The organism is Psychrobacillus psychrodurans (genome assembly GCF_050209195.1).
Classification (GTDB): domain Bacteria; phylum Bacillota; class Bacilli; order Bacillales_A; family Planococcaceae; genus Psychrobacillus; species Psychrobacillus psychrodurans.
Genome location: NZ_CP189791.1, coordinates 2,969,268 through 2,984,352, shown reverse-complemented (window position 1 = coordinate 2,984,352; position 15,085 = coordinate 2,969,268). Strand labels below are relative to the sequence as shown.

14 protein-coding genes are annotated in these 15,085 nt (G+C 35.3%); 13 read left to right on the top strand and 1 reads right to left on the bottom strand.

The window, feature by feature from the left end:
- Positions 1-3: 3 nt before the first annotated feature.
- Positions 4-1,356 (bottom strand): amino acid permease, encoded by a 1,353-nt coding sequence (locus tag ACQCPR_RS14675; RefSeq protein WP_427137384.1) that lies wholly within the window; start codon positions 1,354-1,356, stop codon positions 4-6.
- A gap of 133 nt (positions 1,357-1,489) precedes the next feature.
- On the opposite strand from ACQCPR_RS14675, the gene ACQCPR_RS14670 reads away from it, so the two are divergent.
- From ACQCPR_RS14670 to ACQCPR_RS14610, 13 genes are all read left to right on the top strand, one after another.
- Positions 1,490-2,017: a GNAT family N-acetyltransferase gene (locus ACQCPR_RS14670; protein ID WP_427137383.1), complete on the top strand. Its 528-nt coding sequence runs from the start codon at positions 1,490-1,492 to the stop codon at positions 2,015-2,017.
- On the top strand, positions 2,014-2,733 hold the full coding sequence (locus tag ACQCPR_RS14665; RefSeq protein ID WP_427137382.1) for an ABC transporter ATP-binding protein: 720 nt from the start codon (positions 2,014-2,016) through the stop codon (positions 2,731-2,733). Before ACQCPR_RS14670 ends, ACQCPR_RS14665 begins: the two co-directional genes overlap by 4 nt.
- Entirely contained in the window at positions 2,730-3,482 is a 753-nt protein-coding gene (locus tag ACQCPR_RS14660) for an ABC transporter permease (RefSeq protein ID WP_427137381.1), read from the top strand. Before ACQCPR_RS14665 ends, ACQCPR_RS14660 begins: the two co-directional genes overlap by 4 nt.
- 6 nt (positions 3,483-3,488) lie before the next feature.
- Entirely contained in the window at positions 3,489-4,241 is a 753-nt protein-coding gene (locus tag ACQCPR_RS14655) for a hypothetical protein (protein ID WP_427137380.1), read from the top strand.
- A gap of 562 nt (positions 4,242-4,803) precedes the next feature.
- Complete coding sequence (locus ACQCPR_RS14650; RefSeq protein WP_427137379.1) at positions 4,804-5,718, top strand: tetratricopeptide repeat protein; 915 nt, start codon at positions 4,804-4,806, stop codon at positions 5,716-5,718.
- 132 nt (positions 5,719-5,850) lie between these two features.
- A complete protein-coding gene (locus ACQCPR_RS14645) occupies positions 5,851-6,207 on the top strand; it encodes a putative zinc-binding protein (RefSeq protein ID WP_427137378.1) in 357 nt (118 codons plus the stop codon).
- 389 nt (positions 6,208-6,596) lie between these two features.
- Positions 6,597-7,097: a GNAT family N-acetyltransferase gene (locus tag ACQCPR_RS14640; RefSeq protein ID WP_427137377.1), complete on the top strand. Its 501-nt coding sequence runs from the start codon at positions 6,597-6,599 to the stop codon at positions 7,095-7,097.
- Between the two features lie 133 nt (positions 7,098-7,230).
- Entirely contained in the window at positions 7,231-9,075 is a 1,845-nt protein-coding gene (locus ACQCPR_RS14635; protein WP_427137376.1) for an SLC13 family permease, read from the top strand.
- Between the two features lie 338 nt (positions 9,076-9,413).
- Entirely contained in the window at positions 9,414-10,388 is a 975-nt protein-coding gene (locus ACQCPR_RS14630) for a DUF4822 domain-containing protein (protein WP_427137375.1), read from the top strand.
- A 113-nt stretch (positions 10,389-10,501) separates the two neighbouring features.
- Entirely contained in the window at positions 10,502-11,995 is a 1,494-nt protein-coding gene (locus ACQCPR_RS14625; RefSeq protein ID WP_427137374.1) for an ATP-binding protein, read from the top strand.
- Positions 11,973-12,662: a response regulator transcription factor gene (locus ACQCPR_RS14620; protein ID WP_241598999.1), complete on the top strand. Its 690-nt coding sequence runs from the start codon at positions 11,973-11,975 to the stop codon at positions 12,660-12,662. The genes ACQCPR_RS14625 and ACQCPR_RS14620 overlap by 23 nt, the downstream gene beginning before the upstream one ends.
- Positions 12,663-12,700: 38 nt before the next feature.
- Positions 12,701-13,405, top strand: a complete 705-nt coding sequence (locus tag ACQCPR_RS14615) for an ankyrin repeat domain-containing protein (protein ID WP_427138956.1) — start codon at positions 12,701-12,703, stop codon at positions 13,403-13,405.
- 137 nt (positions 13,406-13,542) lie between these two features.
- Positions 13,543-14,760 (top strand): amidohydrolase family protein, encoded by a 1,218-nt coding sequence (locus ACQCPR_RS14610; protein ID WP_427137373.1) that lies wholly within the window; start codon positions 13,543-13,545, stop codon positions 14,758-14,760.
- The last annotated feature ends 325 nt before the right edge of the window (positions 14,761-15,085 follow it).

Sequence of the window (15,085 nt, the reverse complement as noted above, 5' to 3'; positions counted from 1 at the left end):
AAATTACTTTTTATGAAATCCTTTTTTATAATAGACAATCACTAATCCGATTATCCATATGGGACCTACTATTAGGGCGATACGTGTATCGGGGAAGTAAGCCATGAGACCAAGTACCAATACTAAAAAAGCTAGTGCTAAATAGGATCCTACTGGATAGAACAAAGCCTTATAGGAAAGCCTTGATACTTCTCCTTTTGTAAGTGTTTTACGGAATTTTAATTGAGATAATAATATAATTCCCCATGTCCAAACGGCTCCGAATGTCGAAATACTCGTTACCCAGATGAATACTTTTTCAGGAACTAAGTAATTTAATACAACCCCGACTAACAATAAAAACGCTGAAAATATAATAGCTTTTGAAGGTACTCCCGATCTGCTGATTTTAGAAAATGAATTAGGAGCTTGTTTCTGCTGAGCCAAATTAAATAACATACGCCCAGTGCTAAAAATACCACTATTACAACTAGATAGTGCAGCTGTAAGGACTACAAAGTTAATAATACCTGCTGCTGGACCGATACCAATTTTCTCGAACATTAAAACGAAAGGACTTCCGTTAGCTCCTATCTCGTTCCATGGATAAATAGACATTATTACAAACAGTGCCCCAACATAGAACAGTAAAATACGCCAAAACACCGTATCGATTGCTCGTGGTATCACTGTTTTAGGATTTTTTGCTTCTCCAGCAGTTACACCGATCATTTCCACACCTAAATACGCAAACATGACCATCTGTAGGGACATGAATATTCCAGTAATGCCATTTGGAGCAAATCCACCGTTCGACCATAAATTACTTATGCCAACTGCTATTCCATCATTACCGAGACCAAAAAGAATAACCCCCAACCCTACAAAAATCATTGCTAAGATGGCAATAATTTTAATAAGCGCAAACCAAAACTCAAACTCCCCATAAGCTTTAACGGCTATTAAGTTAACAAGTGTCATAATAACTAATGCGCCTAATGCCCATATCCATGGAGCTGTGTCTGGATACCACATTTGCATATATACTCCTACAGCTGTAATCTCTGCCATACAGGTAACTACCCATAAAAACCAATAATTCCATCCTGTTATGTATCCAGCAAGAGGACCTAAATAATCCTTTGCATACCGACTAAATGAACCCGAAACAGGATTATGAACAGCCATTTCTCCAAGCGCTCGCATGATGATAAAAATAGCCATTCCCCCGACGATATAGGAAATCAGAATAGCTGGTCCTGCAAGTTGTATTGCCGTTGCTGAACCTAAAAATAGCCCAACTCCGATTGCTGCTCCTAATGACATCAAGGTGATATGTCGTTGTTCTAAACCTCGTTGTAATTGATTTCCACCCAAGCTATGTCACTCCTCGTTATTTAATACTGTAAGATAAAACTTTATCACAATAATGTGCATATTGGGAACAGTCTATCATACTGATATTGTGGTAAAATTATGTATACAAAGCATGATAGAATGGAGTTAAATGATGAAAGATGTAACGATTCGTCCTATTATCGAAGGAGAGCTTTTTAGACTATGGGAATTAAGTGCAAAGGAAGAAGCACCTGAGTGGAAAAAATGGGATGCACCTTATTATCCGCATATTCCTACAACATTAGAGAATTTCTTAGAAAAGAAAGATCAATTGATCCAGCAAGATGATATGTGGGGTATTTATGTAAATGGAGAATTGGTCGGTTCACTCTGTTACTACTGGGAGCACGAGGAATCCCTCTGGTTAGAAATGGGGATTGTCATTTATGAAGACAATTTTTGGAGTGGTGGAATAGGCACAGAGGCACTTCGAATGTGGATTAATCATTTATTTAAAGAATTACCACTTGTTCGTGTTGGTTATACAACTTGGTCTGGTAATGAACGCATGATTAAAGTTGGTGAAAAGTTGGGTATGACAATGGAAGCAAGACTACGAAAATGTCGTTTCTATAACGGAGTATATTATGACTCTATTCGAATGGGTTTATTAAGAGAAGAATGGGAAGAACGTGTATGACACCATTAGTTGAATTAAAGCAACTGATGAAAAAGCATTGGGATGCTCAGAAAAAAAGTGAATTATTTTCTGATGTAACTACTACTATCGAACAACCAGAACGTATTGCCTTACTCGGTAAATCTGGGCAAGGTAAGAGTACGCTCCTACGCATTCTAGCAAAATTAGAATCTGTTGATAGTGGAACGATTTACTTCAACGGTCAATTAATGAGTGAAGTAGATAGTAGAATATGGCGTATGAACATATGCTATGTTGCCCAACAAGCTATAATGCTTCCAGGGACCATATTGGATAATTTAATGATCAGCAGTAAAATACATAATCGTACTTTTGAAGAAAGTTACGCAAGACAGTTGATAAAAGCAGTAGGGTTAGATCATTTAGACTGGGGGAAGCATGCAGGAGATTTATCTGGTGGGGAAAAACAGCGTATTGCTTTAGTTCGCTCGTTGCTATTACGACCGAAAATATTACTTCTTGATGAAATTACGGCTTCTCTTGACCAACAGAGTAAGGAATTAGTAGAACAGCTACTATTCAAACTCCATCAAAAAGAGAAGATAGGATTTATTTGGGTGACACATGATATGGAGCAAGCCAAAAATGTTAGTGAACGTATTTGGTATATGGAAGATGGGACACTTGCAAGTGATGTAAAGACGTCTGTGTTTTTAGACGACCAAGCGGGCTCTCCAACACAGGTGAAACTATGAGCCTGCTAGCGTTAAGTTTTACTTTACTGTTTGTCATTATTACGATGCTAGTATCGGTTTGGCAAAAGCTTGACTTAGAGAAGGACATTGCAATCGGAACTGTTAGAGCGGCAATACAGTTACTTGCTGTTGGGTATGTTTTGCAGTTTGTATTCCAGTCAGAAAATATTCTATTCATTATCCTAATCATTTGCGTCATGATTGTTGTCGCAGCATTTAATGCAGCAAAACGGGCAAAAGGAATGGAAGGAGTGGTATGGAGAATTATTCTCTCTATTGCTACGATGGAAATCCTAATGATGGGACTATTACTAAGCTTGCAAATCATAGAAGCAACACCACAGTACATCATCCCGCTAAGTGGAATGACTATTGGTAATGCAATGGTTGCGTGTGGATTGTTTCTAACACAACTAAAGCGAGAGACGGAAAGCTCTAAAGGAGAAATTGAAACCTTACTTTCACTCGGTGCAACTAGTCGCCAGGCTGTGCAAGTTGTGTTAAAACGCTCCGTCAAATACAGTATGATTCCGACAATTGATGCGATGAAAACAGTGGGACTTGTCCAATTGCCGGGGATGATGACAGGAATGATTATTGCTGGAGCAGACCCAGTCGAAGCAGTTCGTTATCAAATATTGATCATTTTTGTATTTACTAGTTCCTCAGCAATTACAAGTATGATGCTAAGTGTACTTTGTTATAAAAAATTATTTACAAAGGATCTACAATTGAAGGATTGGAGATAAAAAATAATGAAGCCAATACTAATTGAAGAAGCACCAATTAAAGTAATTGTTAAATATGATTCTATCCCTTTTGAATTACCATTAAATATAAGAGAACAACATCAACAGTTTTGGAATGAGCAAGTAAAGATAAATCCTCATTTTCGTAATGGAGAAGTTTTTACTACTACCGAAATTTATAAATCTCCTAATGTATTACAGATCACGGTAGTAAAAACAGACTATAAACACTACTTATATACGATTCGTCAGGAAGATACTGATTTTCCGTGTAAAGTAATTTTTACTTGTGCGGCTGTTATAACAAATGACCATTACATTGCATTCGGAAAAATGAACAAACAAACTTCAACACCAGGTCGCTTACAATTTACTGGCGGTGGTTTAGACGAGTCGGATTTAGATGGTTCGTTATTTAATTTGGAGAAAAGTATCGAAAAAGAATTGATTGAAGAAATGGGCATATCAATTAATGAGTCTTATACAAAATCTTTTAGACCAAAATTTATAAAGCGCGGAGGGAAAAATGATTTTTGGGCTATCATATTTGAATTAAAGGTTGATTTAACTGCGGATGAATTACAAGTATTATTAGATAAACATAATAAGAGTATATTAGAAAAAGGTGACTTGCCAGAATTTAACGAGTTTCTGTTAGTTTCATTAGATAAAGAGAGTATTCATTCCTTTTTACAAAATGATCTTTCTTTAAAAGAGGAATACCTAGAGCCAATTTTGAAGAAATATATTAGTAATTAACTTCTATAATTGATGGTAAAGTGAGAGTAAGTAGATTGTATGTAAGAATGAGCAGGAATAGAAAGCGTATCAATAAAAGCGAAACGAATTCTCGTTTTGCTTTTTGGTTGTTACACTGTTTTAATTTTTGTGAGCATTGAAATAGCTGTGCCATTAAGCGCACCTATTGTAATACAAATAAATACAAAGAAGAAACTCATTGATGCCAAATCGTCTAACTTAAAAAAGCTTATGACAGCGATTATAAATGATATTCCTATAAGAAGAACACTAGGTATCCAATAATTGTGGTAACTCTTTTTTCGAAGTATTGAAGATAATATGGTAACTATGATGATTGTAGCTATAGTTATATGTAAAAAAAATTCAATCCCTTCGTTGGATTTATTACTTTATTATATCTGAAAATTCATTCAATAATGCGGAGTGTTTAGCAATATATATACTAATTAAACTCTTTTTTGTGACTTGATACTTAAGAGGAAATATACCATAATCAAAAAAATCTAATGTAAAATAATCTACTACGACTTGGTGTGCTTTGAAGGATGGAGGGAAATAAATGAGTACTAACCAAAAGGCTCTTGAACTATTTGAACAAAATGAATATGAAAAGGCATTAGAACTTTTTCGACAAGCGGTAGAGGAATCAAGAAATATCCAATCATTAAATAATTTAGCTTGGATGTACAGTTACGAAGAAGAAGATGATCAAAAAGCACTTGAATTATTGAAAGAAGTAATAGAAATGAAGCCTGCTTCTTATTTTCCATACAATTTATTAGGGGAAATTAACCTTAGACAAAAACATTGGAAACTCGCATCGGATGCACTTTCAGAGTCAATTTCGATTCAACCATCCAAGGAAGCTTATCAGAATTTAGCAGTTGCAAAATATTATTTAAAAGAATTAGAGGAAGCATCTGATTATTTCTTGCGTGTGGCAGGAAATTCGGATGTTGTTATGTTCAATCATATTAAATGTCTAATCGAGCTTGATAAGAAAACGGAAGCAAAAGAAAAACTAGATACTTTTAGTGAAGATGCAGATGACTTTATAGGAGAGGTGGAAGTTGCCGATTTGTATGTTGAGTTAGGCTGTTTTAAAGAAGCAATTCAGTGGTTTGAAAAGGGGTGGGAAGAATACTGGAAGACCCCTAATTGGGTAAGCCGATTTGTCTACGCTCTATTTAAAACTAAAAATAATCTCCGCATCAATGAGGTAATTCAAGAGTCTATTTTACATAAAGCTGAAGAAATCAAATCTGCTCATGAAGAAGAGTGTGATGATAATTGGACAGAAAGCGATAAGGAAGCACATATGAAAGAATTACTAGAAGAAAAGAATGAATATGAGAATATGGTTAACCGAATGTCATCTGGATATATTCCCTTAATAGAATTTGATCCTGCAACTACTGGGGCATGTTATTTGTTTGGATGCAAGAGACATAACCACCCTGATTATCAAGAATAGGTTAAATATATCGTTATAGACACAAGTGATGCTTATCACTGCTGATAAAAAGTACTTGTATTAAACTAAACACTATAAAAGTATGTCGGGTAAGGCCAGATTTTGCTCGACTAAGTAAGGGGTAGTGTTAAGATGAAAAAATCGGATTTACCAATTGTTTATTCATGTTCTGGGTGTTCCTCTGCAGCACAAACAGCTAACTTAATCGCTATAAGAATGGAGCGCGAGAATATTGCAGAAATGTCTTGTATTGCAGGTGTTGGGGGAGATGTTAAGCCGTTAGTTCGGACTGCAAAATCAGGAAGAGAAATAATTGCTATAGATGGTTGTCCACTAGCCTGTTGCAAGCATTCTCTTGCAAGACATGATGTTCAACCGACTCATCATTTTTTACTAAACAACTTTGATGTTCCTAAAAAAATAGGTGCAGACCCAGACCCTAATCTATTTGAAAGTGCATACGCGAAAATATTAGAGTTTAGTCATTAATTTTCACTGCATCATAAGAAGACTAAGAAAAGAAGTAACTATTCAGGAAACAGTGGGTAGATACTTCTTTTAGTGTTGTGTAAGATCAGGAAAAAATGTATTAATATGAATATTCTATATATATTTAAGCCTATTTATAATATCATAATAAATGAGTCAATTTCATAATTAGTAGGTTTAATTAAGAACAAAAATTATTACTTTATTATTCGATTTAAAAGTTGAACCTACTGACTGATGCGGGAAGCGTACGCCTGTTTCTCTACGGTTTAGCTAGCATCGAGACACGAAAGTGCGTTGGAGATTCCAATGTTTTTCGGATTTCACTTTTTAATATTTTTTTGAAATTGACTCAAATAGAGATATATATGGAAATGGGGAATATATAAATGGTTTGGAAAGCAGATATTGAGTTTGTTAGTAAAGATGGTTTTTATATAAGTACAGACAAAAAATACCTGGATATTGATATTATTTATAATTTTTTAAGTCAAGAATCCTATTGGTTAAAAGGAACTTCAAAAGAACTAGTAGAAGCATCAATTGAGAACTCTATTCTATGCTATGGTGTTTATGATGGCGATCCAACTAAGGGTTCTCCAAAACAAATTGGTTTTGCTCGTGTTGTATCAGATCTTGTGCGATATTCTTGGTTAGGAGATGTCTTTATACTTCCCGAGTATAGGGGGAATGGTCTTAGCAAATGGTTAATGACTATTATTACGGAAAACCCGAAATTGAAAGGCACTAGTTTTCATTTGGCGACAAGAGATGCTCATACACTTTACGAACAATTTGGTTTCAAGTCTGTGGAGAAAAGTGAAGTAAGTATGTCAAGACCACTTGATTGGGATTCTATTAATGCAATTTATAATAAGGAAATGGTTTAAATCACTTATGTACAACATGCAAAATCTATTTCTTCCCTAAGAATGCCATTATACCTGTGCCTTTGCTTAGGAACTTTCCACATACTTCTTATATAATGAGGGGAGAATTATGTAAGAAAGGATTCGCTCTATTATGCAATTAACTATAACTTTTGTCGTTTTGGCGATAAGTATTGTTTTATTTATTAGTAACCGGGTGCGCGCGGATCTTGTAGCGATACTTGCGTTACTGGCTTTTGTTATTTCAGGTGTGTTAGAGCCGACAGAGGCACTCGTTGGTTTTTCTAATCCGGTAGTCATTATGATTGCAGGACTATTTGTTGTGGGTGCTGGGATTGTTCGAACAGGTCTTGCACAGTCTGCAGGGAATTTATTGTTAAGATGGTCAGGGAAAAGCGAGAAAAAATTATTTGTTTTGTTACTTATCATTACAGGTAGTGTTGGCTCATTTATGAGTAATACAGGGGTAGTTGCTTTAATGCTACCAATTGTTATTAGCATTGCAATCAGTATTAATAGCAGTCCATCTAAATATTTGATACCGCTATCTTATATTAGTAGTTTATCGGGTCTGATGACGCTAATTGCAACTCCGGCCAATCTGATTGTCAGCCAGGTCCTTGTAGATAATGGTTTTGAGAAACTTAGTTTTTTCGAAATTACTCCACTTGGGATCATTGGAATAACTACAGGGATTTTGTATTTTCTTTTTGTTAGAAAATATGTGCTGCCAAATGATAAAAGAAAAAACAATGCTGGTGAAGGACATAAGTTATCCCCGAAGCAACTGGCGTTAGATTATGAGTTAGGTGGTAACTTGCATCGCATTCGTGTAGTAGAAGATTCCTCAATTATTGGAAAACAGCTTGCAGAATTAAAACTTCCTGCAAAATATCATTTAGCAATTTTAAAAATTGATCGTAAATCGATGGAAGGGATGAATATTCTGCCCATTCGATATCAGGAAATGGCTGGTCCGACGAGTGTGATTGAGGCGAAGGATCTTCTATACGTGCAAGGTCCACTGGAGAATACTTTGCAGTTTGTGAAAGATTTTCACTTAGAGGTAGATGATGAGGAATCGAATGCAGAGGAGCTCGTTTCTAAACAATTAGGTATTGCAGAAGTACTATTAACTCCGCATTCGAATTTGATAAATGAAACGGTTGGTAGCATTAGTTTCCGCGAAAAATATAATTTAAATATACTAGGTATTAATCGCAAAGGGGAATACGTACTAACTGAAATGGCTGATGTACGATTGAGATTTGGAGATGCGCTGTTGGTCCAAGGTGCATGGGAAGAGATTGAGCTTTTATCCAGGGCAGTAAAAGATGTTGTGATTATAGGTCAGCCAAAAGAGCATGCCAGTATGGCTGCTGCCAGTGGAAAAGCACCAGTTGCTGGAGCTATTATGTTATTTATGATTGGGTTAATGGTTTTCGAAGTGTTTCCAGCAGTCATTTCTGTTCTTTTAGCCGCTACTTTAATGGTGATGACTGGTTGTCTTCGTAATATGGATGATGCCTATGGAAAGATGAACTGGGAGAGTATTATTTTAATCGCTGCCATGCTTCCAATGGCAACTGCTCTTGAAAAAACGGGTGGAATGGTTATCTTATCCGAGGGAATTGTTAATCTCCTTGGTGGATTCGGAGCAGTGGGTGTGTTGGCTGGTATTTACTTCGTAACAATGGTATTTGGTCAATTTATTAGCAATACGGCGACAGCAGTTTTATTTGCACCTATAGCGATGACCGCTGCCATTAGTTTAGATGCAAATCCGTATACGTTTTTAATCGCAATTGCTGTTTCATCGAGCATGGCATTTGCAACTCCTGTAGCATCTCCAACCAATGCGTTAGTAATGACCGCAGGAGGGTATAAATTCTTTGATTTTATCAAGGCGGGGATTCCCTTACAAATAGTTATGTTCATCATCATGATGATTGCAATTCCAATTTTTTTCCCATTGTAATTCGAAAGGAGTTTCTCTTTAAGAGAGGCTCTTTTTAATCAATAAAGACATCTTGAGTATTTGTGTATAACATTAGGTACAATATTCATCAAACTGACTACAAATGCTGGAAGTTTGTTATTCAAATAATGTAAGGAGTTGCTGCGGCAATTCCTTTTTTTTTATTCTTAAGAAAAACACATTTTGTAAATAATATTCTTTCTTAATTAACATTTAATACTTTCTTAAGACTTTGTTTTCAGGGAGTTAAGTATTAAAGGATACAATATAATTACGTCGACGAATAATAAGTGTAAATTGATAACAGTAGAAATGCTGGATAATTTGGAGGAATTAAGATGAAAAAGCTATTAATATTACTTATTGCAAGTATAGGCCTACTTGGAGCCTGTCAATCAAAAACAAACGAGAATGAAAATGCTATAAAAGAGGGAGAAACGCAAAGTAATGAAATTAAAACTGCAGAAGAGGAGAACAAGTCAGAAAATAAGGTAACAAATGGGCAAGAAATGGCTAGTATTCTTAGTGACACAAATTGGCAAGGAACAAAGGTTTATGATAAAAATAATAAGGACTTAACAAAAGAAAACACAAACTTCATCGGTCTTGCTAAATATGATTTGAAAACAGGAAGATATGAATTTTTTGATGCTATGACAAGTGAAAGTCGTGGTGATAAAGGAACTTTCTTTATCACTAATGATGGAACGAAGAGAATATTAATATCAGAGTCGATGAATTACCAGGCTGTTGTTGATATAACAGAGTTAAATGAAGATGTTTTTACTTATAAAAGAATGGGAAAAGATGCTAACGGCAGTGACGTAGAGGTATTCGTTGAACATGTTCCTTATAAAGAGAAAGAACTTTCTTTTACTGATCCTGACAAGCAGTTGAACACTACTACTGGAGATATTGTTAAAGACGTTGATGGGGATAAAGTTTTAGGTAGTACACTTTGGAACGGAACAAAGGTATTAGATGAAGAGGGCAATGATGTAACAGAATATAATTTGATGTTTATAAGTCTGGCAAAATTCGATGACAAAACAAATAAATATGAGTTTTTCAACATTGAAACAGGAAAAAGTCGTGGTGATTATGGCTACTTCGATATTGTAAACGAAAATAAAGTTAGAGCTCATGTTTCAGTTGGAGATAATAAGTATGGTGCCACTCTTGAAATTACCGAACTAAATAATAATAAGTTTACGTATAAAAGAATTGGTAAAGACAAAGATGGCAAGGATATAACCGTATTCGTTGAGCATGAATCTTATAAAGGTGACCTTAAACCAACATTTACTATATAGTTAAAGTGGAACGGTGATTTCCGTTCCCTTTTTAGGTTGGCACAGGAAGTTGCCACAAAACTTGAATAATTTTTCCTATCAATACGACTATTTTTACTCTTAGGAGGGATTGCATGTCAATCCGTATGAGAATGTTATTATCCTATACAGCCATGTTAGTTGTAACAATGGGGCTTTTTATAATTAGTGGATTGTTGATGATTTTAGCGATTACAGGGGATATAGGTAGTGTAAAACACTTATTTGCAAATCATTACACGCATAAGCCGATAACAGCACAAGAAGAAAATGTGTTTTTGGACTTAAAATATCTAGCGAAAAAACAACCAAATCAATTATTAAATGAAGGTCCTTTAAAGTTATATGATGAGATGTTAAAAGATGTACCAGCTGGTCTTATTATCCGTAAAGGTGATGAAATGATTTATAAGACAGATACGCTAATCTCAATAACAAGTGCAAATGACCTTCCCTCCTTTGAGCCTTCCAATATAAATGTTAGAGATACAATCAGTTTTGGAAAATATTATTTTTCTTATGTTAAATTTGACTTTTATTATCAAGATAAAGAAGAAGGTAGCATATTTGTCATAAAAAAAGTTAGCCCATATGCAGCATTATCAAAGAATCTATTTCCTATATTAGCTGGTGTTTTACTCCTTTTATTAATTGTAACTAATGGAATACTTAATTACTTGGTTACTAGAAGTATCGTAAAACCTTTAGATTCATTGAAATTTGCGACAGAAGAAATAAGTGAAGGAAATTTAAACTTTAAAATGACTGCAATTACAAAGGATGAAATTGGACAGCTTAGTATGGCTTTTGAAGAAATGCGTCAAAAATTAAAAGAATCAGTAGACATGCAGTTAAAATACGAAGAAAACCGTAAGGAACTTATTTCAAATATTTCTCATGATTTGAGAACTCCAATTACGGCCATAAAAGGATATGTAGAGGGAATTAAAGATGGGGTTGCTGATACTCCCGAAAAAATGGACAAATATCTTTCAACGATTTACAGAAGAGCGTCTGATATGGATTCCCTAATTGATGATTTATTTCTTTTTTCAAAGCTTGATCTAAGAAAGATCCAATTTAACTTTGAAGAAATTAATATTGTTCGTTATATCGAGCACTTCATTGAAGAACTAAGCTGGGATCTTGAAGAACATGGTATCCAAGTACAATTTAATGTTTATTTGGATAATTTTCAAGAATTGGTGATAGCTGATAGGGAAAAATTAAGGCGTGTATTAGCCAATATTATTCAAAATTCCATAAAACATATGAAAAGCGAAGAAAGGATTTTACGAATTTCTGTAACCCATAAAGGAAATATGGAGATTAAAATTAGTGACAACGGCAATGGGATTGAACCTACAGCTCTTCCGTATATTTTTGATCGATTTTATCGCGAGGATAATGCGCGAAATGTTACAACAGGTGGAAGTGGGCTTGGTTTAGCCATAGCAAAACAAATTATTTGTGAGCACGGTGGAGAAATTTGGGCAACGAGTGAATTAGGTAAAGGAACGGACATTTACTTCACACTTAAATATGTCAAAAAAAGAGGTGAACGGATTGAAAAAAATTTTAATTATTGAGGATGACCCTAGCATTGGAGAATTACAAAGAGATTATCTTGTCATTAATGATTATGAGGTTAACCTAGTTGACTCAGGAAAGGTGGGTCTCGAACAAGCGCTTACGGTTGAATATGATTTGATAATTATTGATCTTATGTTACCCCATGTAGATGGTTTTGAAATTTGTAGACAAGTACGGGAAGTAAAGGATATACCGATTCTAATCGTTTCAGCTAAAAAAGAAGATATCGATAAAATTAGAGGTCTCGGTCTTGGGGCAGATGATTATGTGATTAAACCATTCAGTCCAAGTGAGCTTGTTGCTAGAGTAAAGGCTCACTTGGCGCGCTATGACCGTTTAAGTGGTAATAAGCAACAAGATAAACAAGAAATATGTATCAGAGGATTAAGAATTGATGAGACATCACGTAGAGTTTATGTAAATAATAGTGAAGTCAATTTAACCGGTAAAGAATTTGATCTACTTGCATTTCTTGCGAAGCGTCCAAACCGTGTTTTTAGTAAGGAAGAACTTTTTGAGTTAATATGGGGACTTGAATTAACGGGAGATACTACGACTGTAACTGTCCATATCCGAAAAATACGAGGAAAAATTGAAATTGATCCTGCAAATCCTCAGTTTATTGAAACTGTATGGGGTGCAGGTTATCGATTTTCTGTGTAAATATGAAAAATACCTTGTAGGAAGAGGAGAAAAAGGTGATTTTGAAAAAAGTATTACTTCTATTCATAATTCCATTCTTTTTAATAGGGTGTCAAAACACGAAAGAATCGAATGAAATTGACAATACTCCAGAGGTAAATGGGGACAAAATGAATGAACAATTTTTTCAAGCAGCAGAACATGGAGATGTCCCTAAGATTATGAGTCTATTGGAGTCAGGGATAGATATAAATATTATTGACAATAAGGGTAGAACTGCAGTCATGATTGCTACTTATGCAAACGATCCTGAAACAGTTAAAGTCTTAATCGATTATGGTGCAGATATAGACATTCAAGATGATATGAAAAACAATCCTTTTTTATATGCGGGAGCAGAGGGCTACTTAGAAATTTTAAGGATGACAATTGACGCGGGTGCTAATCCAAATCTTTTAAATAGATACGGTGGCACAGCACTTATTCCTGCTTCAGAACATGGCTATGTGGAGGTAGTAAAGGGACTTCTAGAGAACACCGATATCGATGTGAATCTTGTTAATAATTTAGGTTGGACTGCCATGATGGAAGCGATTGTTCTAAGCGATGGGGGTAAAATACACCAGGAAACAATAAAGTTATTAATTGAACATGGTGCAGATGTGAACATATCCGACTCAAAAGGAGTCACTCCACTTCAAAATGCGAAAGATAGAGGTTTTGAAGAAATCGAAGAAATACTTCTGCATGCTGGAGCGGAGTGATGGAGTTTTTGTAGCTTTTATATTAAATAGGTCTTTAACTGTTGCAAATACGGTTTTGTAGACGCAGTCTGCTCTAGTGGAGTTATTGTAATTTTTGGGTAATTTTATTACAAATGCTTAATGGATAGGAGAAGAATATGGAAAACTATTGGATAAAAAACGTTCGACTAGAAAAATGTTATAAATATGAAAATGGTGTAATTTCAAGCACTTTAACAGAAATCTGTCATATTCTAATGGAAGATGGCAAGATTAAGAATATTGTTCCTTTCGACACGAATATGAATGACGATCTAATAAAATATGATGCAAACCAAATGCTAATGCTACCAACGTTTAAGGAAATGCACATACATATCGATAAAACTTATTACGGTGGTCCATGGAAGGCAATACAACCAGCAACAAGTATTTTTGATAAATTCGATGAGGAAAAAGAACTACTGCCAAAACTTTTACCAACTGCCCAGTACAGAGCAGAAAAAATATTGGAGACTTTACTTGGTTTTGGTTCGACACATGTACGTACTCACTGTAACATAGACCCGGTTATTGGATTGTCAAATCTAGAAGCAACAATGCAAGCACTAGAGAATTTTTCAGGAAAGCTTTCCCATGAAATTGTGGCTTTTCCCCAACATGGACTTTTACGCTCTAATTCTGTTGCCCAAGTTAGACAAGCATTAAAGCAAGGAGCAACAATAGTTGGTGGTGTTGATCCAGGGAGTGTTGATGATAATATCGAAAAATCATTACAAACAATCATGGATATTGCAGTAGAAGCAAATGCAGGTATAGATATCCACCTCCATGACAGGGACACGTTAGGAATGTTAGCTATGAACCGTCTTGCAGATCTCACAGAAGAGGCGAAATGGCATGGAAAAGTAACCGTAAGTCATGCCTTTGGTTTTGCTGGAGAGTCGAGTGAAGGTTCTGCAGAACTTGCTGAACGCTTTGCTAAGCTAGGTATATCAATTACCTCATCAGTACCTATAGGAAATCTTATTATGCCAATTCCAATGCTTCGAGAAAAAGGTGTGAAAGTTGAACTAGGAACAGATAGCCTCACAGATCACTGGTCTCCATTTGGCAATGGGGATAATTTAGAGAAGGCTGGACGTTTAGCTGAACTTTACCACCATGTTGACGAATTATCTCTATCTCAATCGTTAGGCTATATCACGGGAGGTATAACTCCTTTAGATAAGGAAGGAAATCAAGTTTGGCCACAAGTCGGCGATAAGGCAAGCGTTGTATTTGTTGATGCCAGCTGTTCAGCAGAAGCTGTCGCTAGAAGGTCGAAAAAACGAGTTGTTCTTTTCAATGGGAATATTGTTTCAGGATCATTTTAAAAAACCTTGTTAACCAAATTAGTATAAGTGGTTCATGTTAAAGAAATCTTCTCTATTGGTCTTATGTGCAATCCATAGATTTTTAATCACTAAACAAACTTTACTCCCACTGCGGCTCATTGGCAATAACTCACCAAAATGACTCGCAGTTGGACAGGAACTTCTTTGCTATAAATTGTGTTCTTCATCTAAATACGTGCAATTCCTATTTTTATCCCAGTGTAATAAGAAAAGAGTTTCTCTATATATTAGAGAGGCTTTTTTTATTTGACAATTTGCTGGAATATGATATAACTAATACTATTAAGCCTAATACAAAGTATGC

Excerpts from the sequence above, each read along its gene's own strand:
- ACQCPR_RS14670 (WP_427137383.1), top strand. The coding sequence starts at position 1,490 with ATGAAAGATGTAACGATTCGTCCTATTATCGAAGGAGAGCTTTTTAGA.
- ACQCPR_RS14665 (WP_427137382.1), top strand. The coding sequence starts at position 2,014 with ATGACACCATTAGTTGAATTAAAGCAACTGATGAAAAAGCATTGGGAT.
- ACQCPR_RS14660 (WP_427137381.1), top strand. The coding sequence starts at position 2,730 with ATGAGCCTGCTAGCGTTAAGTTTTACTTTACTGTTTGTCATTATTACG.
- ACQCPR_RS14655 (WP_427137380.1), top strand. The coding sequence starts at position 3,489 with ATGAAGCCAATACTAATTGAAGAAGCACCAATTAAAGTAATTGTTAAA.
- ACQCPR_RS14650 (WP_427137379.1), top strand. The coding sequence starts at position 4,804 with ATGAGTACTAACCAAAAGGCTCTTGAACTATTTGAACAAAATGAATAT.
- ACQCPR_RS14645 (WP_427137378.1), top strand. The coding sequence starts at position 5,851 with ATGAAAAAATCGGATTTACCAATTGTTTATTCATGTTCTGGGTGTTCC.
- ACQCPR_RS14640 (WP_427137377.1), top strand. The coding sequence starts at position 6,597 with ATGGTTTGGAAAGCAGATATTGAGTTTGTTAGTAAAGATGGTTTTTAT.
- ACQCPR_RS14635 (WP_427137376.1), top strand. The coding sequence starts at position 7,231 with ATGCAATTAACTATAACTTTTGTCGTTTTGGCGATAAGTATTGTTTTA.
- ACQCPR_RS14630 (WP_427137375.1), top strand. The coding sequence starts at position 9,414 with ATGAAAAAGCTATTAATATTACTTATTGCAAGTATAGGCCTACTTGGA.
- ACQCPR_RS14625 (WP_427137374.1), top strand. The coding sequence starts at position 10,502 with ATGTCAATCCGTATGAGAATGTTATTATCCTATACAGCCATGTTAGTT.
- ACQCPR_RS14610 (WP_427137373.1), top strand. The coding sequence starts at position 13,543 with ATGGAAAACTATTGGATAAAAAACGTTCGACTAGAAAAATGTTATAAA.